Below are 24,340 nucleotides of genomic sequence, written 5' to 3' on the forward strand. Positions count from 1 at the left end.
CCGCGCCCAGCCCCGGGCGCGCCGTTGTCGGGTTATGGCGGCGGGCTTCGGCTTCTCATAGCGCGCGACTCGCTCCGAGCAGGGCCGGCGGCTCCTGGCTCGCAATCACATAGGAGGGCACCTCGTGCATATAGCCGGCCAGGCGCCCCTTGGCCTCGAAACGGGCACGGAAGTCCGAGCGCATGAAGCGCTCGGCACCCAGGCGCGGCACGATGCCGCCGCCGATATAGACACCGCCGCGCGCGCCCAGCGAGAGCACCAGGTCGCCCGCCACATCGCCCAGCAGGGCGCAGAACAGCGCCAGCGCCTCGGCGCTGCCGGGCTCGCCGGCGAGGGCCTGCTGCAAGACCGCGGCCGGCTCGCAAGGCGCGGGCAGGGCCTGACCGTCCAGCTCGGCAATGGCCTGGCGCAGATTGGCAAGACCTGGCCCCGAGAGCACGCGCTCGGCCGAGACGCGCCCGAAGCGCTGGTGCAGCCGCGCCAGCAAGGCTGCCTCGCGCTCGTTTTGCGGCGCCAGGCCGACATGGCCGCCCTCGGTCTGCAGGGCGATCCACTGCCGGTCTCCCTGGGGCACCAGGCCCGACACGCCCAGGCCCGTGCCCGGCCCGATCACCGCCAGCGGCCCGGGTGCGCCGGCGGCCGGCCCGCCCACATGCCAGAAATCCGGCTCGGGCAGGGCCGGGATCGCCAGCGCCAGCGCGGTGAAGTCGTTCAGCACCACCAGGCGCTGCAGCTCCAGCTGCCGGTGCAGGGCCTGGGCCGAGAAGGCCCAGTCGCGGTTGGTGAGGCGGATCTGGTCGTCCAGCACCGCGGTGGCAACGCCCAGCGCCGCCTGCGTGGGGCGGGCCGCGCCGGCCTCGTCCAGGTGCTGCAGATAGCGCTGCAGGGCGTGCCCCAGGTCGCGGTGGGCATCGCAGGCCAGGGTCTGCACATGCTCGATGGCCGCGCCAGCGCCGCCCTGCCAGCCCAGGCGCACATTGGTGCCGCCCACATCGGCGAGCAGGCGTGCGCCCGCGGCCGCACGTTTTCCGATCTCGATCATGCTGCTTCCCCTCCTGATTGTTGTTGTCCTTGCTGCAGCGGCGTCCAGGCGCTGCCGGCCCGGTGGCTCGCGAGCACAGCCTCCACAAAGGCCAGGCCCGCCACGCCATCGGCGGCCGTGGTGAGCCAGCGGCTGCTCTCGGCCGGCAAGCGGCCCTCGCGGCGCGCGCGGATGTGCTCGGCGGCCTCGCGGTAGAGCTGGGCAAAGGCCTCCAGATAACCTTCCGGATGGCCGGCCGGGATGCGCGTGGCGGCCTGTGCCTGGGCGGCAGTGCCGGCACGTCCGCGCGTGAGGCGCTGGCCGGCGCCGCCCAGCGGTGTGACGATCAGCTCGTTGGGCCGCTCCTGGGCGAACTCCAGGCTGGCGCGGCTGCCGTAGACACGCAGGCGCAGCGCGTTCTCGCAACCGGTGGCCACCTGGCTGGCCCAGAGCATGCCGCGCACGCCGCCCGGGAAACGCAGCATCGCCTGCACATGGTCGTCCAGCTGCCGGCCCGTCACCAGGCTGCTGAGCTCGGCGCACACGGCCTCGGCCTGCAGGCCGCTCACAAACGAGGCCAGGTGGTAGGCATGGGTGCCGATATCGCCCAGCGCACCGGCCGGGCCGGCCTGCGCCGGGTCGCAGCGCCAGCTTGCCTGCTTCTGCCCTTGCTGCTCGACCGGCTCGGCCAGCCAGTCCTGCGCGTACTCGACCTGGATCAGGCGCAGCGCGCCCAGCTCGCCGGCCTCCACCAGGGCCCGTGCCTGCCGCACCATCGGGTAGCCGCTGTAGCTGTGGGTGAGACAGAGCAGGCGCTCGCGGCACTGGGCCAGGGCCTGCAGGGCGCGCGCGTCGGCCAGCGAGGTGGCCAGGGGTTTGTCGCAGATGACATCGATGCCGACCTCCAGAAAGGCGCTGGCCACCGGGGCGTGCAGATGGTTCGGCGTGACGATGGCCACGGCATCGATGCCATCGGGCCGCGCCGCCTCGCGCCGCGCCATTTCCTGCCAGCTGGCATAGCTGCGCGCCGGCTCCAGGCCCAGCTCCTGGGCGCTGGCGGCGGCGCGCTCCGGGTCGCTGGACAGCGCCCCGGCCACCAGCGTCCATTGCCCATCCAGACGCGCGGCCATGCGGTGCACGCCACCGATGAAGGCGCCCTGCCCGCCGCCCACCATGCCGAGTTTCAAGGGAGCACTCATGCGTCGCCTCCCAAGCCAAGCAGATGGCGCAACTCGGCACGCGGCGTCTGCCCATCCGCGAAATCGTCAAAAGCTCGATCGGCCACACGGATGACGTGGCGCTTGATGAAGTCCGCCCCTTCGCGTGCGCCGGCCTCGGGGTGCTTGAGGCAGCACTCCCATTCGAGCACCGCCCAGCCGGGGTACTCGTATTGCGCGAGCTTGGAGAAGATGGCCTTGAAATCGATCTGCCCGTCGCCCAGCGAACGGAAACGCCCGGCGCGCTCCAGCCAGGGCGCGTAGCCGCCGTACACGCCCTGCCGGCCATTCGGGCGGAACTCGGCATCCTTCACATGGAAGGCGCGGATGCGGGCGTGATAGATGTCGATGAAGGCCAGGTAGTCGAGCTGCTGCAAGAGGAAATGGCTGGGGTCATAGAGGATGTTGGCGCGCGGATGCTGGCCCACCCCATCGAGAAAGCGCTCGAACGTCAGGCCGTCGAACAGGTCTTCGCCCGGGTGCAGCTCGTAGCAGACGTCCACCCCGGCCGCATCGAAGGCATCGAGCACCGGCCGCCAGCGCCGTGCGAGTTCGGCAAAGGCCTCCTCGATCAAGCCGGCGGGCCGCTGCGGCCAGGGGTAGAGATAAGGCCAGGCCAGCGCGCCGGAGAAGGTGGCATGGGCGGTGAGCCCCAGGCGCTGCGAGGCACGCGCGGCCAGCATGAGCTGCTCGGCCGCCCAGGCGCTGCGCTGGGCCGCATCGCCGCGCACGGCCGGCGCCGCGAAGCCATCGAACTGCCGGTCGTAGGCCGGGTGCACGGCCAGCAGCTGACCCTGCAAATGGGTGGAGAGTTCGCTGATCTGCAGGCCATGTTCCGCCAGGCGGCCGCGCAGCTCGTCGCAGTAGGTCTGGCTTTCGGCCGCCAGCGCCAGGTCGAAGAGGCGCGCATCCCAGCTCGGGATCTGCAGGGCCTGAAAACCCAGGTCGGCGGCCCAGGCGGCCAGGTGGTCCAGGCTGTCGAAGGGCGGCTGGTCGCCGGCGAACTGGGCCAGGAAGAGGCCGGGGCCTCGGAGGGTGGTGCTCATCATGCGCGCTCCCCCTTCAGTTCGTCGGACTGGCGCTCAATCAGTTGCGCCTGCTCCAGCACGCGCAGCTGCTCCACCGGCTCACCTTCCAGGCGGCGCAGCAATAACTGGCCCAGCTGGCGGCCAGCGCCATGCAGCGAGGCGTAGTAGGTGGAGAGCGGCGGCACGAAATAGGCGCTGACATTGCTGTCGTCGGTGGCCACCACGCAAGCCTCGCGGCCGGCCTGCCAGCCCAGCTCGGCAAAGGCCGAGAGCGCGCCCAGGGCGCCGTATTCGTTCGCGCACACGAAGGCGCTGGGGCGCGGCCGGCGCTTGGCCAGCTCCAGCACCAGGCGGCGGCCATCGGCGGCCGAGAGGCCCGAGCATTGGGTAAGCGCCGGGTCGTGCGCGATGCCGGCCTCGCGCAGCGCGCGGCGGTGGCCGGCGTCGCGGTGCTGGCTGTACATCAGCTCGGCCGGCGGGTTGAGCATGGCGATGTGGCGATGGCCGCGTGCGATCAGCCGGCGCGTGGCCTGGTAGGCCATGTCCTCGTGGTCGGTGTCGTACCAGGGATGCGGGCTGGCCAGGGCGCTGCGGCCATAGCTGACGAAGGGGAAGTCCTGCTCCAGCAGGTAGCGGATGCGCTCGTCCTGCGGTTTGGTTTGCGTCAGCACCAGGCCATCCACACGGCGCGTCTCCACCAGCTTGCGCAGGCCCGCCACCGGGTCTTCGTCGGGAAGCTCGGGTTGCACCACCAGGCTGTAGAAGGTGCCGGCCAGGGCCGCATGCAGGCCCGAGACCAGGGCCATGAAGCCGCTGTCGGTGAAGTCCTGCTCGCTGTCCTCCACCGGCAGCACGATGGACAGGGTGTAGGTCTTGCCGGTGCGCAGCTTCACGCCCGCCAAGTTGGGCGTGTAGCCCAGCTCACGCGCGGCGGCCTTCACCAGCTCGCGCGTCTCGAGCTTGACCTCCGGCCCGTCCTGCAGCGCGCGTGAGACCGTGCCCAGCGAGAGGCCGGTATGGCGCACCAGGGTCTTGAGGGTGACTTTGCTTGGCGCTTCGCTCATGGGGCGGCTTTCTTCGAATAGAGACGGTGGCCCAGCAACAGGGCCACGCTGGAGGTCCAGGTAAAGGCCGGGTCGCGCAGCGGCGCGCCGGTCTGGGCGTCGTAGTTCTCGGCCAGACCTGAGGACGCGCACATGGTGGTGTAGCGCCGTGCCAGCTCGTCGCCCAGATCGGGGCGGCCGCAGCGGTCCATGGCGTCGACAAAAAGCAGCGTGGTCGGCGCCCAGATGGGGCCGCGCCAGTAGCCGTCGGCGCGGTAATGCGGGCTGCGCTGCGATTCGGTGGCGAGGCCATGCGGGCTCAGGAAGCGGCCGGGCTCGAAGAGCTCAGCCAGCAGCCGCTCGCGCATGGCGGCCGGCAGGCGCTGGCCCAAGAGCAGCGGGATGTAGGCGATCAGGCTGTCGCCCCCGCCCTCCACCACGCGGCCATCGGCGAGCCGGGCCACAAAGCGCTCGCCGGTCCAGAGCTGGGCCAGCAGGCGCTCGAACAAGGCATCGGCCTGGCGGCGCCAGTCCAGCGCCTCGGCCGGGCGGCCCAGCAACTCGGCCAGCGCGGCCAGCTCTTCCAGCTGCAGCACCAGAAAGCTGCTGAGGTCGGGGCTTTGCAGCGGTGTGCCTTCCAGAAAGGTGGTGGCGTTGTCCCAGCCGGCATCGTTGCCATGGTCGTAGGCGGGCAGGCCGCCCTCCGCTGCGGTGGCCAGCCAGCTGCGCGCCTGGGCGGCCAGCCAGTCGTGCATCTGCGCGCAGCGCGCGGGCGACCAGGGCGACTGCCGGCGCAGCTGGGCCACCGTCCAGCCATGCACCGGCGGCTTGGTAAAACGCCAGTAGGCCTGCAGGTCGTTGGCGAAGTCCGGCAGGCGGCCGCTTTTTTCGTGCTGCAGCTCGAACAACACCGCCAGCTGCTGCCAGGCCCGTTCGGGCTGACCAGCGCCCAGGGCCAGGGCATTGAAGCAATGATCCCAGCTCCAGATGTTGGTCATCCAGTTCTTGGACATATACATGGCCGGGTAGCGCAGCACCCCTTCGGCCGGCACCAGGCAGGACCAGGTGATGTAGGCCGCGAGCCGGCGCAGCGGGGTCAGGTCTTGCGGCAGGGGCAGCGTTTGCGCCAGCCAGGCCTGGAAGTCGGCTTCGCTGGCGGCCCGGGCGGCTTCAAAGCCGGCCACGTCCTCGCGGGCCGGCTGCACCCGGTACAGATGCACCGAGGCCGCCCAGGCACCCTGGGCATCCGGCCGCAGTTCCAGCGCGATGCGCTCGGCGCGCTGGCCCTGCCAGGGCGCGTCCAGCCGCAGCTCGCCCTGCGCCAGCGCCACACGGGCCGAGAGGTCCTGGCCGGCGCAGCTCACATGCACGGTGCCCTCGGACAGGCGCTGCGCGTAGTCATAGCGCTTGCTCTGCAGGGTGAGCTGCAGGACGATGCCCTGCCCCTGCAGCGCCAAGGTGTCGGCGTCGGCCCAGGCGAACTGCAAGCTGCCGCCGCCCTCGGCATGGAAGCTCAGCTGATCGGGCTGCAGCGACCATATGCCCTGCAAGGCCTGACCCTCGGCATCCACCGGCTGCAAGCGGAACAGCCGGCCCAGGTCGGTGTGCTCGTCGCCGCCACGCAGATGGCGCAGCCAGAAGGACTGATCCTCCGCCAGCCAGGACACGCTGAACCAGCTCTCGCGCCGCGAGAAGGGCACGCGCTGTGGGTCAAACAGGTTTACGGCAGTCGCACTCATCCCTTCACCGCGCCCGCACTGGCGCCCTCCATGATGTGGCGCTGGGCCAGGAAGAACAGCAAGAGCGGCGGCAGGCACAGCAGCACGGTCATCGCGGCGATGGCGGTGAGGTTGTTGGCATGCAGGCCGCGGAACTGGGCCAGGCCCAGCGGCAGGGTGTAGCTGCTCTGGTCGTTGAGGAAGATCAGCGGGCCCAGGTAGTCGTTCCAGCTGCCCAGGAACTGGAAGGTGCCCACCAGCACCAGGGCCGGCGCCATCAGCGGCAGGTGGATGCGCCAGTAGATCTGCCAGGCATTGGCGCCATCCATGCGCGCCGCCTCGTCGAGCTCGCGCGGGATGCTCATGATGAACTGGCGCAAGAGGAAGATGTAGAAGGCCGCGCCGAAGAAGTTGGGCACGATCAGGGGCTTGAGCGTGTTGATCCAGCCCAGCCAGTTGAACTGCATATAGAGCGGGATCATGGTCACGTCCCAGGGGATCATCATCGAACCCAGCATCACCATGAAGAGCGTGTCGCGGCCGCGGAACTCGAAGCGCGCAAAGCCATAGGCCACCAGGCTCGATGAGAACAGCTGGCCCAGCGTGGACAGCCCGCCCACCAGCAGCGAGTTCCAGAGGAACTGGCCAAAGGGCTGCGCGGCCCAGGCCTCGGCAAAATTGGCCCAGCGCGGCAGCGCCGGCCACCACACTGGGGGCCAGGTGTAGAGCTCGCTCTTGGCCTTGAGCGCGGTGACAAGCGTCCAGTACAGCGGCAGCGCAAAGGCCAGGGCCAGGCCCAGCATCAGCGTGTAATAGACGAGCCGCCGCGCATGGCGTGAGGGATCGAACCGCCTCATGACGAGCCTCCCTCGCCACGCTTCACCTCGTTCTCGTAGAACACCCACAGGCTGGAGAAGCGCATCACGCTCATCGATAGCGCCAGGATCACCAGGAACAGCAGCCACGACAGGGCCGAGGCATAGCCCATGTCGAAGTATTTGAAGGCGGTGTCGTAGATGTACATGGCCAGCATATAGGTGGACTTGAGCGGCCCACCCTCGGTGAGCAGCAGGGCCAGGGTGAGCTGCTGGAAGGCCGCGATCAGCGTGGTGACGAGGTTGAACAGCAGCACCGGCGAGAGCAGCGGCAGGGTGATGTGGGTGAACTGCTTCAGGCGCGAAACGCCGGCCAGCGCCGCGGCCTCGTACAGGTCCACCGGGATGCCCTTGAGCCCGGCCAGGAACACCAGCATGGTGCCGCCCAGGCTCCACAGGCTGGCAATCACCACCGACCACATGGCCCAGCGCGGGCTGCCCAGCCAGTTCACCGCCTCCAGGCCCGCCAGGCTCAGCAGGTAGTTGAGCAGGCCGTATTCCTGGCTGTAGATCCAGGTCCAGATCGTCACCAGGGCCACGCCCGAGAGCATGCTGGGCAGGTAGAAGAGCGTGCGGAACAGGCCCTGCCCCCAGGCGCGGCGATTGAGCAGCAGAGCCAGGCCCAGCGCGCCGGCCAGATGGATGGGCACATAGAGCAGGGCAAAGCGGCCGGTGACCGCCAGCGCGTCCCAGAAGTCGTCGTCGCTGGTGAGGATGCGCCGGTAGTTCTCCAGGCCCACGAAGCGTTCGCCGCCCATCAGCGGCCAGTCGAAGAAGCTGGTGTAGAGCGAGTACAGCAAGGGGCCCAGGGTGAAGGCCACAAAGCCCAGCACCCAGGGCGCCACCAGCAGATAGGGCGTGAGGCCGCTGGGCCAGCGCAGGCGGCGCACCTTGGCCAGGCCAGGGGCCAGGTCTTGCGCCGCGGCCGCCGCGTCCCGCGCGGTCTCGTGCAGGTGGGCGCTCATTGCAGCTTCCTTTCGGCCTTGGCTGCTGCCTTGCTCAGTATGGCCGCCACATCGCCCTTCTTCAGAAACACCTCCTGGATCGCATCGCGAACCACGCCCGAGGCGCGCGTCCAGCGCGGGTTGAGCAGAAAGGCCGGCACCTCGTCGCGCATGCTCAGGGCCATGGCATAGAAGGGCGCCACCTGCGGGTCGTCCTGCAGCGCAAGCTCACGCGCCACGCTCAGCAGCACCGGCAGATCGCCCTGGCGCAGGCGCACCGCCTCGGCGCTGCTGTAGAAGCGGATGAACTGCCAGGCCAGCTCCTTCTGCTTGGAGTCTCGCGCAATGGCAAGCGAAGACACGCTCACCACGCTGTGCGCCGGCCGGCCCTGGAAGCTGGGCAGCGGCGCCACGCCGTAGCGCTTGCCGTCCTGCGCCAGCTCGAGCCGGAAGGCTGCGCCGTCCATCAGCATGGCGACGCGGTCGGCCACGAAGAGCTGGCGCTGGTTCTTGCCATCGCCCACGCCCAGGGTGGCGGCCAGGCCCTGGTCCAGCAGGCCCAGCAACATATTGAACATGGCTTGCGAGGCCGCGGAATCGAGCTCGCCCCGCAGCCGCTGGCCATCGCCGGCCAGCATGCGTGCGCCGGCGCTCCACAGATAGCCCTGGAAATCGTAGGGATCGGGCGCCACATCCAGGCCATAGCCATAGACCTTGGCCGCGGGCCGGCTGAGTTTCTGTGCGAGCACGCGCAGGTCCTCCCAGCGCCAGTCGGCCTTGGGGTAGGCCAGGCCGGCGCGGTCGAACATGTCCTTGTTGTAGTAGATGACCTGGCTGGTGAAGCCGGCCGGCACGCCGTAGAGGCGGCCATCCACGCTGGCGAAGCGCAAGAGGCCGGGCACCAGGTCGCTGGCCTCGAAGGCGGGTTCGCGCGCCTGGTAGGCATCGAGCGGCTCCAGCACGCGGTGGTAGAGCGGAAAGTTCCACATCATCATCACGTCGGGCGGGTTGCGCGCCCCGAAGGCCGCCGAGAGCTTCTGGTTGAAGCCCGCGCCATAAGCCTCCACCTGCACGCGCACGCCGGGATGGCGCTGCTCGAAGGCCGCGGCAATGCGGCGCTGGATGTCCAGGTTCTCGCTGCCGTCCCAGGTGGCGAAGCGCAGCACCTGGGCGCTGGCCCACAGAGGCCACAGCACGGTGAGCAAGACCAGCAGGCGCTTCTTCATGCCATGGCCAGTGCGTCTTGCACCGCCTCACTCAAGACGCGCGGCAGCGCAAGCCCGTCCGCACCGAAGGCATGCAGGTGCTCGGCCGGCACGTCCACGCCCACGTGCTCGCCCTTGTGAACCATGCGCGCGCCGTCCACGGCGGCCGTCAGCGCATGGCCGTTGCCCAGGCGCAGATGCACCAGGCTTTGCGCGCCCAGGCGCTCCACCATCAACACCTCGGCGCGCAAGGCCCCGGCATCGCCCAGGCGCAGATGCTCGGGGCGTATGCCCAGCGTCGTCGCACCCGCGCGCGCGGCGGCGCCGGCCAGGGCTTGGGCCGGCAGCAGGTTCATGCGCGGCGAGCCGATGAAACCGGCCACGAAGAGATCGGCCGGTGCGTGGTAGAGCTCCAGCGGCCGGCCCACCTGGGCGATGCGGCCCTGGTTCAGCACCACCACCTTGTCGGCCAGGGTCATGGCCTCCACCTGGTCGTGGGTCACGTAAATCATCGTCGCCTGCAGCTTCTGGTGCAGGCGCGCCAGCTCCATGCGGGTGTTCTCGCGCAGCGCGGCATCTAGGTTGGAGAGCGGCTCGTCGAACAAAAAGATGCGCGGCTGGCGCACGATGGCGCGGCCGATGGCCACGCGCTGGCGCTGGCCGCCGCTGAGCTGACGCGGCTTGCGCTCCAGCAGGTCTTCCAGCTGCAGCATGCGCGCCGCTTCAAGAATGCGCGCCTCGATTTCGCCCTTGGGCCGGCCGCGCAGGCTCAGGCCGAAGGCCAAATTCTTGCGCACCGACATATGCGGATAGAGCGCATAACTCTGGAACACCATGGCCAGATCGCGCTCGGCTGGAGGCAGCTCGTTGATGCGGCGCCCATCCAGGCGCAGCTCGCCGCCCTGTACCTCCTCCAGCCCGGCGATGCAGCGCAAGAGCGTGGACTTGCCGCAGCCTGAGGGGCCAAGGAAGCAGACGAACTCGCGGTCGGCGATCTCGAGGTTCACGTCCCGCAGCACCTCCACCGGGCCGAAGCGCTTGCAAAGACCTTGGATGCTCAGCTGGGCCATATCAGTTCAAGCGCTCGCTCAGATAGCGCAGGCCCACGCGCGCGGTGCGCGCCGGCTGGCTGGGGTGGTCGTGCTCGACGATGAAGGTGTGCAGCCGCGTCGCCAGGCCCGGCAGCCACTGTGCCCAGGGCAGGCGCCCCTCGCCCAGCGTGGCCCAGCCCTGCTCGGCGGGCTCGCCTTGGCCCTCCAGCGCCAGGTCTTTGACATGCACCGATTGCAGGCGCGCGGCATAGCGGGCCAGCCAGAGCGCCGGGTCTTCGCCGGCGCGCGCCACCCAGGCCACATCGGGCTGCCAGCGCAGCGTGGGCGCGGCCTCGAACAGGGTTTCCAGCACCGTGCGGCCATCCTCCAGGCGTTCGAACTCGAAGGCATGGTTGTGATACGCCAGGCTCACACCCTGCGGGGCCAGGTCTTGCGCGTGCTGCTGCAGCCGTGCGGCCAGGGCCAGCCAGCCGGCTCGGTCGGCGGGGCGCTCGCCCTCGTCCAGCCAGGGCATCACGAGTTGATGGCAATCCAGCGCCCGCAGGGCCTGCAGGATCTCGGGCAGGCGCTGGGTCGCGAGCTCGCTCATCTCCACATGCATGGAGGCCAGGCCCAGGCCGCTGGCCTGCAGCGTGGCGACGAACTCGTCGGCCGCCAGGCCATGCAGGGCCTCGGTCTCTACCCAGGCATAGCCGGCGTCGCGCGCCAAAGCCAGCCGCTGGGCCAGATCACCGGCGCTGCGCACGGTGTAGAGCTGCAGGGCAATCTTGTTCATGCGTTCACCTCGCAAGCGATCTGCTGGGCAAAGCTCAAGGGCAGCGGCGCCGGCCGCTCGCAGCGCGTACCCAGCAGCACCGGGCTGGCCTTCTCGGCCGCGCGCAGGGTGGCGTCCATGATCTCCAGCACATGCAGGGCCAGCTCGCCATTGGCGCGATGCGGCTGGCCGGCGCGCAGGGCCCAGGCCATCTCCGCCACGCCCAGGCCGCGCAGGCGGCCGGTGAAGGTGCGCGGGGCCAGGTCTTGCCAGTCGCCGTCGCACTCGCAGACGCTCAAGTCGCCGCCAAACTGGTTCGGGTCCGGCAGCACCACCGAGCCCTGCTCGCCATACAGCTCGATATGGCTGTTCTTGTGCTTCCAGACATCGAAGCTGGTGCTCAGCGTCACAAAGGCGCCGGCCTCGAACTCCAGGCCCGCCACCACATGGGTGGGGGTCTGCACCTCGATGCGCTGGCCCTGGCGCGGGCCGCGCGGCACCGTGCGCTGCAACCAGCTGCTGTGCGCCATGCCGCTGACGCGCCGCACCGGGCCCAGCAGCTGCACCAGCTGGGTGAGGTAGTAGACGCCCATGTCCATCAGCGGGCCGGCACCGGGGCGGTAGAAGAACTCGGGGTTGGGATGCCAGTCGTCCGGGCCGCGCTCCATCATGCAGGCCTGGCCGGCGACGATGCGGCCCAGCCGGCCGCTGTCCAGCAGGGCGCGCGCGGCCTGGCCGGCGCCGCCCAGAAAGGTGTCGGGCGCGCAGCCGATGCGGCGGCCGCTGCGCGCGGCGGCCTCCATCAGGGCCTGACCCTCGGCGTAACTCGCCGCCAGCGGCTTCTCGGTGTAGAGATGCTTGCCGGCCCGCAGCACCTCGGTGCCCACCGCCAGATGCGCGGCGGGCGGGGTCAGGTTGATGATGATCTCGGCCTCGCTGGCGAGCAGTTCCGCTGGCGTCATCGCGAGCAGGCCGAATTCTGCGGCGCGAGCTGTTGCGGCTTCGGCGCGGGCATCGGCCACCGCGATCAGCTGCACGTTTCCGAAGGCGGCCAGGCCCCTGGCATAGGCCGGGAAGATGTCGCCGGCGCCGATGATGCCCAGCTTGGTGGCCTTCTCACTCACAGCGGCGCTCCCAGATCGGCGAGGTCCAGCCAGGCCAGCTCCTCGGCGCTGAGCGTGATGTCCAGGCCGCGCATCGAGCTGGCGGTCTCGGCGATGCTGCGCGGGCCGATCAGGCTGAAGGTACTGAAGCCCTGGGCCAGCACCCAGGCCAGCGCGATATTGATGGCCAGACAGCCTTTCTTGGCGGCCAGCTCGCGGGCCCGCGCCAGGCGCAGGAAGTTGGCCTCGCTGTACCAGCAGCGCACCAGTTCCTCGTCGTCCTTCTTGCCGGGCGCGGCGCGGCCATCGACGAAGAAGCCACGCGCCTGCGAGGACCAGGCGAACAGCGCCAGGCCCTGCTCGGCCAGCCAGCGGCGCGAGTCGGGGTCGCCCGCCGAGACGCAGCCGCGCCAGATCGGCGCCTGCATGCGCGCCAGGCTGAGCTGGTTGTTCACCAGCGAGAAGCCCTGCTGGCCGGTCTTGGCCGCGTAGGCATTGGCCTCGGCCACGCGCGCCAGCGACCAGTTGCTGCCGCCAAAGGCCTGGAAGCGGCCTTTGCTGCGCTGCTCGTTGAGCGCATCGATGAACTCACCCACCGGCACCTCGGGGTTGTCGCGGTGCAGGATGTAGAGATCGGCGCGGTCGGTCTGCAAGCGTTCCAGGCTCTCGGCCAGCTCGCGCCGCATGCCCTCGGGCGTGCAGTTGGGCGTGTGGGCGCCCTTGGCGATCAGCACGATGTCCTCGCGCACGCCTTTTCGCGCCTTCAGCCAGTCGCCAAAGATGGACTCGCAATGGCCGCCCTCGAAGTCGTAGACCCAGGCGGTGTCGAAGGCATTGCCGCCGCGCTCCAGATAGTCGTCGAACAGGGCCGCGGCATAGGGCAGGCTCTCCTGGTGGTCCACGCCCATGATCAGGCGCGAGACCGGCTTACCAAGACCCGGCACCTGGCCGTAGCGCATATTGGCGCCGGGGCGGCGCGCGATCGGCAGCCCGGCCAGGGTCTTGCGGCCGGCCAGCGCCGGGGCCTGCTCGCGTGGGTAGCGCAGGCCAATGGCCTGACGCCAGCGGTCCAGGGCCGCGAGATTGCCCAGGGAGTCCGCCGGGCTCATCGCCGGATGCGGCACGCAGCCGCTCTTCACGGCCTGGGCGAAGGTATCGGCCTCGTAGGCGTAGAGCCCCCGGTCGGTGCTGATCGTCCAGGTTTGGGCCAGCGCCTCGTCCACCCACAGCTCGATGCGGCTCTCGCCCGCCTGGGCGCCGGCACCGTACCAGGGATTGGGCAGCACCAGCGCGCCCTTGCTGCCGCCCAGGCGCAGCGACTCTTCCTGCTCGAAGCTCACAGCCGTGCTGAGCTGCGCGGTGATGTCGCCCGGGAAGCGCAGCGTGGCCAGCGCCCAGGCATCCACGCCGAAGGTCTCGTGCAGGCGGCCCATGGCCTGCAGCTCGAGGGGTTCGGCAAAGGCTTCACCGCGCGCCGCACCGGCCAGCAGGCGTGCCATCGACATCGGATAGCAGCCCACGTCCAGGATGCCGCCGCCGGCCAGTGCCGGCTCCCAGGTGCGCGAGCCGGCGCGCGGGGTGGAGGCGTAGCAGAAGGAGGCCTGGATATGGCGCAGCTCGCCGATCACGCCGCTCTTCAGCAAGGCCAGCAGCTGGGCCGTCTGCGGCAGGCAGCGGTACATAAAGGCTTCCATCAGCACACGGCCTGCTGCTGCAGCCTCCTCGTAGGCGATCATGGCCTCGGCGTGGTTGATGCCCAGCGGCTTCTCGCACAGCACATGCTTGCCGGCGCGCAGGGCGCGCACCGTCCAGTGCAGATGCTCGGTGTGCGGCAGGCCGATGTAGACGGCGTCCACGGTCGGGTTGGCGAGCAGCGCTTCATAGCCGGCATGCGCAATCACGGCCGTGCCCGGTGCCGCGTGGGCGTCGGCAAAGGCGCGCGCCTTGGCCTCGTCGCGGCTGGCCACCGCCACCAGGCCGCCACTGTCGGTCTGCGCCAGGCCCTTGGCAAATGCGCCCGAGATGTTCCCGGCGCCGATGATTCCCCAGTTCAGCATGATGTTCTTTTGAAACGTTTTGATTCGATGAAATATATTGGCCATATCTGAGCCAACTCAGATGGGAAACCCGGTGTGCCTGAGGTCACGCAGACCCGGCCAGGCCCCCGCCGTCGACCACATAGGCAGAACCGGTGACAAAGGAGGCACGATCGCTGGCGAGAAAGAGCACCACCTGGGCGATCTCCTCGGCCTGACCCACCCGCATCAAGGGGCGCGCGTTGCCGGCCTCCACCAGCGCGGTATCGGCCAGGCCCAATTGCGCCGCCTCGTTGCGCAGCATCGCCGTGTCGGTGTCACCGGGGCAGACGCTGTTGACGCGGATCTGCTGCGGCCCATGGTCCACCGCCATGGCACGCGTCATGTTCACCACCGCGCCCTTGGCGGCGCAGTAGGCCACGGCGTCCTTGCCGCCCACCAGGCCCCAGCCCGAGCCGGCATTGATGATGCTGCCGCCGCCCTGCTCGGCCATCACCGGCACCGCGAACTTGCTCATCAGGAAGATGGACTTGACGTTCACCGCCATCACCGCGTCCCACTCGGCCTCGCTGGTGTCCAGCACATTGGCGCGGCGCGTGATACCGGCGTTGTTGAAGAGCACGTCCAGGCGGCCGAAGGCGGCCAGGGTCTCGCGCACCGAGCGCTCGCAGTCGGCGGCCCGGGCCACATTCGCCTCGACGAACTGCGCCTGGCCGCCCGCGGCGCGGATGGCTTCCACCGTGGCCTCGCCGCCGCTGCGGTTCAGGTCGCAGACCACCACCCGGGCGCCCTCGCGGGCAAAGAGTTGGGCGGTGGCGCGGCCGATGCCGGAGCCGGCGCCGGTGATCAGGGCCACCTTGCCGGTGAGTTCGCGTTTGTCGTTCATGGTGTCTCCATCTCCATCGATATCAGGCCGCGACGAGTCGCAGCATGGCTTGTTCCCTGGGCCCCGTCAGCGCCCGCACCGGGCCGGCATAGAGCGCATCCACCGCGGCCGAGCCGCAATCCACGCGCAGTGGCACGCCGCCCAGCGCCTGCAGCTTGCGCGGCGTGATCAGCAGCGTCAGCGCGGCGCGGCCCAGGGCCTGCAGCACGCGCGGGCTGAGCGGCGCATTGCCACGGCCCAGCACATGGCCCTGGCCGCCGATGGCGGTGAGCCAGAGCCTGGGCTGACGCTGCCGCGCCAGCTCCCACAGCTGCGCCTCGGTGGCATCGCGCAGCCAGAGTGCGCCATCCAGCACCACGTCCACGCCGATCAGGCTGCCGTCGAGCTTCAGCGCCTGCTTCAGCGCCCAGGTGGTCGAACCCGGGCCGATCAGGTGCAGGCCCTGCCGCAGCTGCGGTAGAAGGCTGGCCGCCAGCTGCGCGGCATCCACCGCATCGCCGGCCTCGCTGCGCGATTTGCGCCCCTGCAGCAGGCGCTTTGCATCCACCGGCACGCGCAGCTGGCCATACAGCTGTGCCTGCACCCGGCCCTGGCCCAGCGCGGCCTCGTCCAGGTCCAGCACCTCGCGGCTTTCGCTGACGCGGGCGTGGCTGCTCAGGTAGGACGCCGCCAGGGCGCCTGCAGCCCGCGGGCTCACGCCGAAGCAGGCCGATTGCAGCTTCACCCCGGCCGGTATGCCCAGCACCGGCAGGGCCTCGCCCACGGCGTCGAGCACATCGCGCGCAGTGCCGTCGCCGCCGACGAAGAGCAAGAGGGTCAGGTCTTGCGCGAGCATCTGCTCGGCGATCGCGCGGGTCTGCGCCGCGCTGCTGGGCCAGCAGCGCGGCCCCAGCACCTTTGGCTTGATGCCCAGGGCGTACAAGAGGTCCTCACCCATCGCGCCGGCCCCGCATACCCACTCGGGCTGGCAGCTCACCATCAAGGCCCGCAGCGCCTCCTCCGCGCGTTGCGCCGCCCAGACGGGCAGCTCGGCACCCGGCCGGTAGGCGTCGCTGCCGTGCAGGGCCAGCGGCCCGCCGGCACCGGCGATGGGGTTGATGATGAGGCCGACGCGCATGCTGGGCTCAGACGGCGCTGCCGTGCTCGGCCAGCTTGCGCTGCCAGGCGCGCCAGGTGATGGCCCAGCGCTTGGGGTCTTCCAGGTACTCGTCCTGCACCCGCTTCGTCGGGCAGTTGTGTGGCGCACTGCGCACCAGCTCGGGCGTGCTGCGTGCCTCCTGTGCCACGCGGGCCATGATCTGCACGAACTCGTCCAGGTCGGCGCGCGAGTAGGCCTCGGTGGGCTCGATGGTGGCCGGCTCGGGCACCACATAGGGGTGGTGGCTGGTCCAGTAATGGGTGCCATAGTCGGCCGCGCGCAGGCCGATGTCGCCCGAGCTCACGCCGGTGGCCGCGCACAGCTCGGCCCAGCTGTAGCGCACCTGCTCGATGCGGCGCTTGCCGGCGGCATAGGGCGCGGAGAGGCCCTCGATCTTCTCGAGCAGCTGGCTCATCATGTAGTTGTTGTTGAGCACCGCGATCTCGGCCACCTCGCGCAGGCCTTCGGCCCCCAGGTTCATCACCCAGGCGTAGGCGCGCAGCACGATGCTGGCCGTGCCCATGAAGGCCGCCACCTTGCCGATCGACTGCGCCTCGCCCTGGTCGATCCGGTAGCGATCGCCGTCCTTGACGACGCGCGGCCGCGGCAGGAACGGTGCCAGTTCGGCCGTCACCGCGCAGGCGCCCACCGCCGGGCCGCCGCAGGCATGCGGGGTGGCGAAGGTCTTGTGCAGATTGAAATGGCAGAGGTCGAAGCCCGCCTCGCGCGCCCGGGTGATGCCCAGCAGGCCGTTGGCATTCGCCTGGTCATAGCAGGCGAGCGCGCCCACCGCATGCGCCGCGGCCACGAATTCGGCGATCCTGGGGTTGAAGATGCCGGTGTCCTCGGGGTTGGTGATGATCAGCGCCGCGGTGCGCGGGCCCACCGCCGCCTGCATCGCCTCCAGGTCCGGATAGCCATCGGCATCCGGGTAGAGGGTGATGACCTTGTAGCCCAGCACCTTGGCGCAGGCAGCGTCCGAGGGGTGGGAGAAGATCGTCGTGATGATCTCGTCGCGCTGCTCGCCCTCGCCGCGGCTCTCGAACCAGGCCCGCATCATCGCGATATTGGCGTAGATCGCCTGCGAGCCCGAGCGCGGCTGCAGGCTCACCGCGTCCATGCCCGAGACCTCGCAGATCACCTGCTCCATCGCGTGCATCACCTGCAGGATGCCCTGCACCGTGGACTCGTCCTGCAGTGGGTGCAGCTCGCTCATGCGCGCGTCGCGCGCCAGCTGCTCGTTGATCTTGGGGTTGTACTTCATGGTGCAGGTGCCCTGCCCCACATCCACGTTCAGGTCCGCACCCAGGTTCTCCTGCGAGAGCCGCAAATAGTGGCGCAGCACGCGGTTCTGGCTCAGCTCGGGCAGGGCCGGCGCGGTGGCGCGGCGCATGCCGGGAGGCAGCTGCTGCAAGGCATCGTGCGTTGCGCTCTCGATGCCGGGCTCCAGCTCGGGCAGCAGGATGGCACGCTCGCCGGGCTGGCTGAGCTCGAAGATCAGCGGCTCGTCCCAGCGCGCCTGCTGGTAGCGGCGCAGATTGGGCTTGCCATCGGTGAAGCGGTGGGCGGAGATGTTTTCCATGGTGGCACTCATTGGGTCAGCAGCTCGCGCAAAGCCGTCACCAGGGCATCGATATCGGCCTGGCAGTGCAGCTCGGTGAAGGCATAGAGGGCGCTCTGGCCCAGGGCGGGGAAGACGGCCGAGAGATCGTGGCCGCCGAAGATGTCGTAGCGTTCGCGCAGCGCCGCGTTGATCTGCGCCACCGTGAAGCCGCTGGCATTGAAGTCCAGCACGAACTCCTTGAAATGCGCCGTGCCGGCATGGGCCAGGCGCAGGCCCGGCACGCTGGCCAGCTGCTGGCGCGCATAGGCGACGCGCCGCAGGATGCCCTCGCCCAGCTCCACCATGCCCTGCGGCCCCATACTGGCGAGATACACGCCGGCGGTGATGCCCCAGAGCGCGGCGGCGGTGCCGACGAACTCATTGCCGTTCTCGCGCTGGTCGAAGGAGGTGCGGTGGTAGGCCACATCGCCAAAGCCGTACTGGCCCGGCACCGAGGTGGGCGCGATGCCAAAGAGGCGCGAGGGGTATTGCAGCACCAGGGCCTCGTCGTCGCGGCTGGCGATGAAGCCGCCATGGCCGCCGCCGTAGCTCATGTGCATGCCCAGCGGCTGGATGTCGCCGCAGACGATGGCCGCGCCATAGTCGCCGGGCGGGGTCAGCACGCCCAGCGAGCTCGGGTCCACGCCCACCACCAGCAGCGCACCAGCGTCCTGCACCAGTTTCGCCAGCGCCGCGCCTTCGTCGATGCCGCCGAAGTAATTGGGTATGTCCACATAGAAGGCCGCCACCTGCGGGCCCAGCTTGGCGCGCAGATCGGCGCGGTCCACCAGGCCGGAGGCCGCGTCGAAGGCCACCTCGATGAACTCGATCTCGCTGCGACCGTAGGTCTGCATATGCGAGCGCTTGTCGGGGTTCACATTGGCGGCGACCAGCACCTGGCGGCGCGCCGTGTGGCGGGCCGCCATGCAGCAGGCGGTGGCGGCGGCCTGGTAGCCGTCGTAGGTGGGCACGCTCACCACCTCGAGGTTGAGCAGCTCGCCCATCATCGAGCAGTACTCCCACAGCGCCTGGAAGCGGCCGTGGTCGTCATAGGGCTCGCCGGCGTAGGCGGTGAGGAATTCGCTGCGGCCGTTGATCTCATCGCACAGTGCCGGCACATGGTGCTGGTAGCAGCCGCCGCCCAGAAAGCTCAGCACCTCGCCGCAGTGCGTGTTCCTGGCCAGCAGGCCCTGCACATGGCGCTTGAGCCTGGCTTCCGAGAGCAGCGGCTCGGGCAGATTCAGGGCGCGCGGCAGGCGCAGCGCGGCCGGGATGTCGGCATAGAACTCCTCCACCGAGGCCGCACCGGTGGCCGCCAGCATGGCCGCCTTGACCGCCGGCACCGAGTTCGGGATGTAGGGGTAAACCTTGGTTTTATTCATGAGCCCTGCACGTCATTTGAAACGTTTCGATGACGCTATTTCAATGGTAAGCAGCGGATTGCACAAACGAGAAATATTTGCCTCATGCATAAGTGGAACTAATCCAAGCAGGGCTTAGCATCGCGCCTCATGCGACGCCATCTGCACCACCTGAACGCGCTGCGCTGCTTCGAGGCGGCCGCCCGTCTGCTCTCCTTCACCCAGGCGGCGGCGGAGCTGCACGTCACCCAGGCGGCGGTGAGCCACCAGGTACGCGCGCTGGAACAGGCGCTGGGCCAGCCGCTGTTCGAGCGCCGGCCGCGCCAGGTGCGGCTCACCGCCGCGGGCGAGCGCTTGGTGGGTGTGCTCTCCAGCAGCTTCGATCGCATCGACGAGCTGCTGGGCCAGCTGAAGCAGAGCGAGCGCCAGGCGCAGCAAAGCCTGCAGCTGGCGGTGACGCCCAGCTTCTCCAGCCGCTGGCTGATGCCGCGCCTGCCGCGCTTCTGGGATGCCCACCCCGAGATCGAGCTGCACCTGCACCACAGCACCCAGGGCGATGCACTCAGCCGCGGCACGGCCGAGGCGGCGGTGGTGTGGACACAGGAGCCCCCGGCACGCGTTTGGGCGCAGCGCCTGTTCGGCACCGCACTCACGCCCGTGTGTTCGCCCGCCCTGCCGCGCCAGGCGCAACCGCTGGACAGCCCGGCCGCGCTGCGCCATTACCCGCTGCTGCACGAAGACAGCTTCGCGGACTGGGCGCGCTGGTTGCGCGCCGCCGGCGAGCCCGAGGTGGCGGTGCGCCAGGGCCAGTTGATCGACGACAGCAATGCCCTGCTGATGGCCGCGATGGCCGGCCGCGGCCTGGCGCTGGGCCGCCTGGCCCTGATAGAGGAAGACCTGCGCGCGGGCCGGCTGCTGAGGCCCTTCGCGCTCAGTATCGAGGCCGAGGGTGCCTACTGGCTGCTGGCCGCGCCGGCCCTGGCCGCGCAGCCGCGCTTCCAGGCGCTGGCGGCCTTCATGCGGGCCGAGTGCGCGGCTTCAAACGCGCACTGAGGCGCGCGCCTTGGCGGCCGCGGCGGTATCGAACATGCCGAAAAAGCGCGCCAGCTTGCCATCGCGCAGCTGCCAGACATGCACCCAGTTGCTCTCGAACACGCCGCCGTTCGGCAAGGCCTGGGTGCGCTCCCAGCCCAGCACGGTGACATGGTCGGGCCCGGCCAGGAACTGGCGCGGCTCGAAGGCCTGGATGCCGTCCACCGCAAGCACCTGGCCGAACCACTTCATCACATCGTCCTTGCCGCGCGCCGTGCGCAGATAGGCCTCGCCGCTGCTGCCGTCGAAGGTCCATTCGACGTCATCGCTGAGGTAGTTCAACAGGCCCGGGATGTCGCCACGCCCGAAGGCGGCATAGGCGGCTTGCACGATCTCGACAGGGTTGCTCATGGGGCACTCCAAAGAGTGGTGTGTGGAGCCCTGTCTACGTACCGGCGCAGCGGCCGGATGCAGCACTCAGCCACCCGCGGCCAGGAATTCACTCAAGCCGCGCGCACCCGCGCGCATCACGCCCTGGTGGTTCCAGCGGAACAGCGGCGCCAGCAGGGGCGCCAGCCAGCGCATCCAGGGTTTGACCAGCTGAACCCGCCAGACATAGGTGACGTCGGTACAACCGCCCTCTTCATGCAAGAGCCAGATGCCCTCGCCCTGCAGTTGGCCACGCGAGCGGCCGCGGATGCGCTCATGCGTCAGGATCTCCACCGCCTCGACCTCGATCAGGATCTCGTAGGGCAGGCGCGTGGCCCAGCGGAAGCGGCGCAGGCTGCCCAGGCCCTGGCCGTCGCCGGCGCGCAGGGTCTGCACCTCGCGCACATAGGGCCACCAGCGCGGCCAGCTCTCGGGCTGGCTGAGCGCCGACCAGACCTGCTCGCGCGGCGCGGCAAAGCGCCAATGGCTGACGAGATCGAAATGGTGACTGGGCGGCCGTGACATACCCTGCTTACGAAGGCGGCGCGGCCTTGGATGCAGGCCCCGACCTCGCGCCCGTCGGGGTGTTTGCATCCAAGCGCCCGCCGGCCGCGTAGAGCATGCCATGGAGAGCCCCACCCCCGCCCAGGCGCGCGCGATACGGCGCAAGCTGATGGAGCGCGTCGCCGATGCCGACGCCAGCCACCTCACCATTGCCGCCGACGCGCCCGGCTGGCAGCCCTTTGGCGAGGGCGTCAGCATCAGGCCGCTGCGCGAGCAGGGCGGCGTGCTCTCCTATCTGCTGCGCCTGGCGCCGGGCGCCAGCCTGCCGCCGCACCGCCATCCGCTCGACGAGGAATGCCTGGTGCTGGAGGGCTGGCTGAGGGTCGGCACGCAGATCGAACTGGGCCCCGGCGGCTACCATCTGGCCCACCAGGGTGCCCTGCATGCGACCATCAGCACCGTCGCCGGCGCAACCATCTTCTTGCGCGGTGCGATTCCGGAGGCGGCCCAAGCGCTGCGCTAGGACAAGCATGAACAATGCCTCACATCTGCAGCTTCCAGACCCCGGCGAGCCCGGCTGGCCCGAGCCGCTGCTGGACGAGCACGAGGAGCCGGACGACGCGCCGGATGCCGCGCCCGCCGGCCCCTATGCCGGCCCCTATGCCGACCAGCATGCCGACCCGCATGCCGACCACAGCGCCGGCCCGGCGCTGCAGCGAGTGAGCGACGCGCAACTGGCGGCCTGGATCGATGCCGTGGTGGCGCGTGACGAGCAGGCCCTGGCCGCCCTCTACGACGCCACCTTCACCCGCCTCTACAGCCTGGTGCAACGCATCGTGCGCCGCGAGGCGCTGGCCGAGGAGGTGGTGGAAGACAGCTACTTCCAGGTCTGGCGCCAGGCGCCGCGCTTCGACCCGACGCGCGGTTGCGCCATCAGCTGGCTGCTGGCCATCGCGCGCTCGCGCGCCATCGACGCGCTGCGCCGCGAGGCGCGCTTCCAGCATGCCAGCCTGGACGATCAGGCCACCGACGCCTACGACGGCAACGCCGGCAGCGACGAGCTGCTGGAGCTGGCGCGCCACCATGCGGACCTGCACCGCGCCCTGCTGCAACTGGGTGCGCAGCCACGCCAGCTGGTGTCGCTGGCCTTCTTCCGCGGCCTCAGCCATGAGGAGATTGCGCTGCAGACGCGCCTGCCGCTGGGCACCGTCAAATCACAGATACGCCGCGCCCTCATCACCCTCAGGCAGGTCCTGGGCGAGACCGGCCTGCCGGCATTGGCTTCCTGAAGGCAGCATATGAGCACCCCCAAGCCCGAAACCCGCCCGGCCGCAGCGGCCAGCCACACCGAGCAGGAATTCGCTGCGCTGCTCAGCGAGCCCCTGGCCAACAGCTGGCCGGCGCAGCCCGGCGCCAATAACCCGGCGCTGGCGGCCGTGCGCGGCCGCCTGCTCGGCCGCCTGGCCGCGTCGCAGGCCGCGAGCCGCCCCATGGTGACGGCGCGGCGCCTGCGCCTGCCCGCCCAGACGGTCGCGCCCGGCGTGCAGCTGCGCAGCCTCTACCGTGCTGACACCGCGCATGCCGCGCATGCGGCGCGCCCCGGCGAGCCCCTGCGGGCCTGCCTGCTGGAGCTGGCCGCGGGCGCGCGCCTGCCGGCCCTGCCGCATGCCCATCTGCACCGCGAATGGCTGCTGCTGAGCGGCGCGGTGACGCTGGGCGAGCGGCTCCACCTGGCGCCGCGTGACTACCACCTCCAGCCCGCCGGTACGCCCGCCCTGGCGCTGCACAGCGCGGCCGGCGCCCTGCTCTTCCTGCGCGAGAGCGCCCTGCCGGCACGGCCGGGGGACCAGCCCTGCACCGTGCACGACCAGGCCGCCGCCTGGCCCGACTACGCGCCCGGCATCCAGCGCCGCGTGCTGTGGCAACGCGACGGCCAGGCTGCCCTGCTCTACCGCGCCCAGCCGGGCGCCCAGGTGCCCCAGCACCGCCATGGCCACGACGAGGAATGCCTGATGCTGGAGGGCGAGCTCTTCCTCGACGATCTGCTGCTGCAGGCCGGCGACTACCAGCTCGCCCCCGCCGGCAGCGGCCACCAGATCACCGAGACCGACACCGGCGTGGTGATCTATGCGCATGGCGACCTGGATCTGCAGTTTGTAGGCTGAAGCCTTGTCAGCGCGGCTGCCTCGCAAAGAAGTCCCAGATCATGGCCGGCCCGTCGGGCGCCATCGGTGAGGGGCCCAGCAGCCGGGGCCGCTGCGCGTAGGCTTGCGGCAGGCCATGGCCGCCGCCATGGATGGTCACCAGCTCGACCTCGGTCCTGCCCTCATTGCGCCAGCGGTTCTGCTCGACGCTGAAGCCCCCGGGCACATCCATGCGGCTGGTCTGGGGCGCAGCGCTCAGGTGATTCCAATCGGCGAAATACTGGGCCGAGGCGTGCGAGGAAATGATCGGCCCGCCTTTGTAAAACAGGCCCAGCAGGCTGATCTCCCCGCCTGCATAGGGCACCAGCGGATCCAGGGTGCCATTCATGATCATCACCGAGGTGCTCTGGGCCGAGGGCTTGCATTGGAAGTTCTGCGGCGCCGGCACATTGGCCACCACCGCCGCCACCGCCCGATAGCGGCCGGGCTGCTCCAGCGCCAGACGCATGGCCATGGAGCCGCCATTGGAGACGCCGGCGGCAAACACGCGCGCCGGATCGAGCCCATGCTCGGCCACCAGCTTGTCCACCATGGCGGCCAGGAAGCCCGCATCGTCGGCGCGGGCGCCGTCCACCTTTTTGTCGCCAATCACACTGCAGTCGTTCCAATCGGAGGCATAGGCCTTGGGGTAGGCGACCGCAAAGCCATACGCGTCGGCCAGACGTTCAAAGCCATAGCCAGTGCCCATGCGTATGCGCTGCGGGCCTTCGCCCGAGCCATGCATCACCAGCACCAGGGGGGCACCCTTGGGCAGGCCCTTGGGTGTGTAGACGCGGTAGCTGCGCGTCAGGCCGGCCACCTCGATGGACGCCTTGCGCAGCGTGCCGGAGAGTTGCGGCGGCGCGGGCTCGGGGGCGTAGACGAAGTAGCCAAACAAGCCGGCCAACAGCGTCAGCAAGGCAAGCAGGCCAAGCAAGCCAAGCTTGAGGAAACGCAGAACTGTTCTTTTCATGGCGATGCAGGCGATGGAGTCAGTGCCGCTAATGTGCCCGCATCGCCTGCCCGGCAAGGCACCCGCCGGATCGGCGACGCCGGCGTCGGGACGAACGACGCCCGGCCACGACCGGCAACGCCGGACCATTCGTCCCGCCAGGGCGTGCCCGGAAACCCGCGGGGCGTGGGCCGTCCGAGCGCCGCTGCGCTCGCGCCGGCATATCCAAACAATCGCCCTGTCCCACTTCAATCAT

Annotated in this window: 23 protein-coding genes; 4 read left to right on the forward strand and 19 right to left on the reverse strand. The window is 70.0% G+C overall.

The window, feature by feature from the left end:
• Window positions 1-55: 55 nt before the first annotated feature.
• The 16 genes from glk to gcvPA all read right to left on the reverse strand — a co-directional run bounded on the left by glk (window position 56) and on the right by gcvPA (window position 19,005).
• Window positions 56-1,042: a glucokinase gene (glk, locus tag PFX98_RS02865; RefSeq protein ID WP_285233664.1), complete on the reverse strand. Its 987-nt coding sequence runs from the start codon at window positions 1,040-1,042 to the stop codon at window positions 56-58.
• Window positions 1,039-2,220, reverse strand: a complete 1,182-nt coding sequence (locus PFX98_RS02870; protein ID WP_285233665.1) for a Gfo/Idh/MocA family protein — start codon at window positions 2,218-2,220, stop codon at window positions 1,039-1,041. Before PFX98_RS02870 ends, glk begins: the two co-directional genes overlap by 4 nt.
• Window positions 2,217-3,287, reverse strand: a complete 1,071-nt coding sequence (locus PFX98_RS02875) for a sugar phosphate isomerase/epimerase family protein (protein ID WP_425334657.1) — start codon at window positions 3,285-3,287, stop codon at window positions 2,217-2,219. Before PFX98_RS02875 ends, PFX98_RS02870 begins: the two co-directional genes overlap by 4 nt.
• Entirely contained in the window at window positions 3,284-4,330 is a 1,047-nt protein-coding gene (locus PFX98_RS02880; RefSeq protein ID WP_285233666.1) for a LacI family transcriptional regulator, read from the reverse strand. The genes PFX98_RS02875 and PFX98_RS02880 overlap by 4 nt, the downstream gene beginning before the upstream one ends.
• Window positions 4,327-6,048, reverse strand: coding sequence for an amylo-alpha-1,6-glucosidase (locus PFX98_RS02885; RefSeq protein ID WP_285233667.1), 1,722 nt, complete (start codon window positions 6,046-6,048; stop codon window positions 4,327-4,329). Before PFX98_RS02885 ends, PFX98_RS02880 begins: the two co-directional genes overlap by 4 nt.
• A complete protein-coding gene (locus tag PFX98_RS02890; RefSeq protein WP_285233668.1) occupies window positions 6,045-6,884 on the reverse strand; it encodes a carbohydrate ABC transporter permease in 840 nt (279 codons plus the stop codon). The genes PFX98_RS02885 and PFX98_RS02890 overlap by 4 nt, the downstream gene beginning before the upstream one ends.
• Window positions 6,881-7,867, reverse strand: a complete 987-nt coding sequence (locus PFX98_RS02895) for a carbohydrate ABC transporter permease (protein ID WP_285233669.1) — start codon at window positions 7,865-7,867, stop codon at window positions 6,881-6,883. The genes PFX98_RS02890 and PFX98_RS02895 overlap by 4 nt, the downstream gene beginning before the upstream one ends.
• Window positions 7,864-9,072, reverse strand: a complete 1,209-nt coding sequence (locus PFX98_RS02900; protein ID WP_285233670.1) for an ABC transporter substrate-binding protein — start codon at window positions 9,070-9,072, stop codon at window positions 7,864-7,866. Before PFX98_RS02900 ends, PFX98_RS02895 begins: the two co-directional genes overlap by 4 nt.
• The gene (locus PFX98_RS02905; RefSeq protein ID WP_285233671.1) at window positions 9,069-10,121 is read right to left on the reverse strand and encodes an ABC transporter ATP-binding protein; all 1,053 of its coding nucleotides are present in this window, start codon (window positions 10,119-10,121) and stop codon (window positions 9,069-9,071) included. The genes PFX98_RS02900 and PFX98_RS02905 overlap by 4 nt, the downstream gene beginning before the upstream one ends.
• Before the next feature lies 1 nt (window position 10,122).
• Complete coding sequence (locus PFX98_RS02910) at window positions 10,123-10,878, reverse strand: sugar phosphate isomerase/epimerase family protein (RefSeq protein WP_285233672.1); 756 nt, start codon at window positions 10,876-10,878, stop codon at window positions 10,123-10,125.
• On the reverse strand, window positions 10,875-11,981 hold the full coding sequence (locus PFX98_RS02915; RefSeq protein WP_285233673.1) for a Gfo/Idh/MocA family protein: 1,107 nt from the start codon (window positions 11,979-11,981) through the stop codon (window positions 10,875-10,877). The genes PFX98_RS02910 and PFX98_RS02915 overlap by 4 nt, the downstream gene beginning before the upstream one ends.
• On the reverse strand, window positions 11,978-14,017 hold the full coding sequence (locus PFX98_RS02920; protein ID WP_285233674.1) for an aldo/keto reductase: 2,040 nt from the start codon (window positions 14,015-14,017) through the stop codon (window positions 11,978-11,980). The genes PFX98_RS02915 and PFX98_RS02920 overlap by 4 nt, the downstream gene beginning before the upstream one ends.
• Window positions 14,018-14,102: 85 nt before the next feature.
• Entirely contained in the window at window positions 14,103-14,882 is a 780-nt protein-coding gene (locus tag PFX98_RS02925; RefSeq protein ID WP_285233675.1) for an SDR family NAD(P)-dependent oxidoreductase, read from the reverse strand.
• Window positions 14,883-14,904: 22 nt separating this feature from the next.
• Window positions 14,905-15,999: an ATP-NAD kinase family protein gene (locus PFX98_RS02930; protein ID WP_285233676.1), complete on the reverse strand. Its 1,095-nt coding sequence runs from the start codon at window positions 15,997-15,999 to the stop codon at window positions 14,905-14,907.
• Between the two features lie 7 nt (window positions 16,000-16,006).
• Entirely contained in the window at window positions 16,007-17,602 is a 1,596-nt protein-coding gene (gene gcvPB, locus PFX98_RS02935; RefSeq protein WP_285233677.1) for an aminomethyl-transferring glycine dehydrogenase subunit GcvPB, read from the reverse strand.
• 8 nt (window positions 17,603-17,610) lie between these two features.
• A complete protein-coding gene (gene gcvPA / locus PFX98_RS02940; protein ID WP_285233678.1) occupies window positions 17,611-19,005 on the reverse strand; it encodes an aminomethyl-transferring glycine dehydrogenase subunit GcvPA in 1,395 nt (464 codons plus the stop codon).
• Window positions 19,006-19,134: 129 nt separating this feature from the next.
• Between gcvPA and PFX98_RS02945 the strand changes: the two genes are divergently transcribed.
• Window positions 19,135-20,037, forward strand: a complete 903-nt coding sequence (locus tag PFX98_RS02945; protein ID WP_285233679.1) for a LysR substrate-binding domain-containing protein — start codon at window positions 19,135-19,137, stop codon at window positions 20,035-20,037.
• On the opposite strand, the gene PFX98_RS02950 is transcribed toward PFX98_RS02945, so the two are convergent.
• On the reverse strand, window positions 20,023-20,427 hold the full coding sequence (locus PFX98_RS02950) for a nuclear transport factor 2 family protein (RefSeq protein ID WP_285233680.1): 405 nt from the start codon (window positions 20,425-20,427) through the stop codon (window positions 20,023-20,025). The two genes, PFX98_RS02945 and PFX98_RS02950, sit on opposite strands and share 15 nt — an antisense overlap.
• Window positions 20,428-20,493: 66 nt before the next feature.
• Window positions 20,494-20,970, reverse strand: coding sequence for an SRPBCC family protein (locus PFX98_RS02955; protein ID WP_285233681.1), 477 nt, complete (start codon window positions 20,968-20,970; stop codon window positions 20,494-20,496).
• 100 nt (window positions 20,971-21,070) lie between these two features.
• Between PFX98_RS02955 and PFX98_RS02960 the strand changes: the two genes are divergently transcribed.
• Genes PFX98_RS02960 through PFX98_RS02970 form a run of 3 tightly spaced genes read left to right on the forward strand, consistent with a single transcriptional unit; the run spans window position 21,071 to window position 23,114 of the window.
• Complete coding sequence (locus PFX98_RS02960; RefSeq protein ID WP_285233682.1) at window positions 21,071-21,472, forward strand: cupin domain-containing protein; 402 nt, start codon at window positions 21,071-21,073, stop codon at window positions 21,470-21,472.
• 7 nt (window positions 21,473-21,479) lie between these two features.
• A complete protein-coding gene (locus tag PFX98_RS02965; protein ID WP_285233683.1) occupies window positions 21,480-22,238 on the forward strand; it encodes a sigma-70 family RNA polymerase sigma factor in 759 nt (252 codons plus the stop codon).
• 9 nt (window positions 22,239-22,247) lie between these two features.
• Window positions 22,248-23,114 carry a cupin domain-containing protein gene (locus tag PFX98_RS02970; protein WP_285233684.1) on the forward strand — a complete coding sequence of 289 codons (867 nt, stop codon included), beginning with the start codon at window positions 22,248-22,250 and terminating at the stop codon, window positions 23,112-23,114.
• Between the two features lie 7 nt (window positions 23,115-23,121).
• On the opposite strand, the gene PFX98_RS02975 is transcribed toward PFX98_RS02970, so the two are convergent.
• Window positions 23,122-24,105, reverse strand: a complete 984-nt coding sequence (locus PFX98_RS02975) for an extracellular catalytic domain type 1 short-chain-length polyhydroxyalkanoate depolymerase (protein ID WP_285233685.1) — start codon at window positions 24,103-24,105, stop codon at window positions 23,122-23,124.
• Between the last annotated feature and the right edge of the window lie 235 nt (window positions 24,106-24,340).

This window comes from Paucibacter sediminis (assembly GCF_030254645.1).
GTDB lineage: Bacteria > Pseudomonadota > Gammaproteobacteria > Burkholderiales > Burkholderiaceae_C > Paucibacter_B > Paucibacter_B sediminis.

Bases quoted from the DNA above. Each gene is read 5' to 3' on its own strand.
- PFX98_RS02960 (WP_285233682.1), top strand. From the start codon at position 21,071: ATGGAGAGCCCCACCCCCGCCCAGGCGCGCGCGATACGGCGCAAGCTG.
- PFX98_RS02965 (WP_285233683.1), top strand. From the start codon at position 21,480: ATGAACAATGCCTCACATCTGCAGCTTCCAGACCCCGGCGAGCCCGGC.
- PFX98_RS02885 (WP_285233667.1), bottom strand. From the start codon at position 6,048: ATGAGTGCGACTGCCGTAAACCTGTTTGACCCACAGCGCGTGCCCTTC.
- PFX98_RS02875 (WP_425334657.1), bottom strand. From the start codon at position 3,287: ATGATGAGCACCACCCTCCGAGGCCCCGGCCTCTTCCTGGCCCAGTTC.
- PFX98_RS02955 (WP_285233681.1), bottom strand. From the start codon at position 20,970: ATGTCACGGCCGCCCAGTCACCATTTCGATCTCGTCAGCCATTGGCGC.
- PFX98_RS02910 (WP_285233672.1), bottom strand. From the start codon at position 10,878: ATGAACAAGATTGCCCTGCAGCTCTACACCGTGCGCAGCGCCGGTGAT.
- PFX98_RS02950 (WP_285233680.1), bottom strand. From the start codon at position 20,427: ATGAGCAACCCTGTCGAGATCGTGCAAGCCGCCTATGCCGCCTTCGGG.
- PFX98_RS02880 (WP_285233666.1), bottom strand. From the start codon at position 4,330: ATGAGCGAAGCGCCAAGCAAAGTCACCCTCAAGACCCTGGTGCGCCAT.
- PFX98_RS02930 (WP_285233676.1), bottom strand. From the start codon at position 15,999: ATGCGCGTCGGCCTCATCATCAACCCCATCGCCGGTGCCGGCGGGCCG.
- PFX98_RS02895 (WP_285233669.1), bottom strand. From the start codon at position 7,867: ATGAGCGCCCACCTGCACGAGACCGCGCGGGACGCGGCGGCCGCGGCG.
- glk (WP_285233664.1), bottom strand. From the start codon at position 1,042: ATGATCGAGATCGGAAAACGTGCGGCCGCGGGCGCACGCCTGCTCGCC.
- PFX98_RS02905 (WP_285233671.1), bottom strand. From the start codon at position 10,121: ATGGCCCAGCTGAGCATCCAAGGTCTTTGCAAGCGCTTCGGCCCGGTG.
- gcvPB (WP_285233677.1), bottom strand. From the start codon at position 17,602: ATGGAAAACATCTCCGCCCACCGCTTCACCGATGGCAAGCCCAATCTG.
- PFX98_RS02900 (WP_285233670.1), bottom strand. From the start codon at position 9,072: ATGAAGAAGCGCCTGCTGGTCTTGCTCACCGTGCTGTGGCCTCTGTGG.
- PFX98_RS02870 (WP_285233665.1), bottom strand. From the start codon at position 2,220: ATGAGTGCTCCCTTGAAACTCGGCATGGTGGGCGGCGGGCAGGGCGCC.
- PFX98_RS02920 (WP_285233674.1), bottom strand. From the start codon at position 14,017: ATGCTGAACTGGGGAATCATCGGCGCCGGGAACATCTCGGGCGCATTT.
- PFX98_RS02970 (WP_285233684.1), top strand. From the start codon at position 22,248: ATGAGCACCCCCAAGCCCGAAACCCGCCCGGCCGCAGCGGCCAGCCAC.
- PFX98_RS02975 (WP_285233685.1), bottom strand. From the start codon at position 24,105: ATGAAAAGAACAGTTCTGCGTTTCCTCAAGCTTGGCTTGCTTGGCCTG.
- PFX98_RS02945 (WP_285233679.1), top strand. From the start codon at position 19,135: ATGCGACGCCATCTGCACCACCTGAACGCGCTGCGCTGCTTCGAGGCG.
- gcvPA (WP_285233678.1), bottom strand. From the start codon at position 19,005: ATGAATAAAACCAAGGTTTACCCCTACATCCCGAACTCGGTGCCGGCG.
- PFX98_RS02890 (WP_285233668.1), bottom strand. From the start codon at position 6,884: ATGAGGCGGTTCGATCCCTCACGCCATGCGCGGCGGCTCGTCTATTAC.
- PFX98_RS02925 (WP_285233675.1), bottom strand. From the start codon at position 14,882: ATGAACGACAAACGCGAACTCACCGGCAAGGTGGCCCTGATCACCGGC.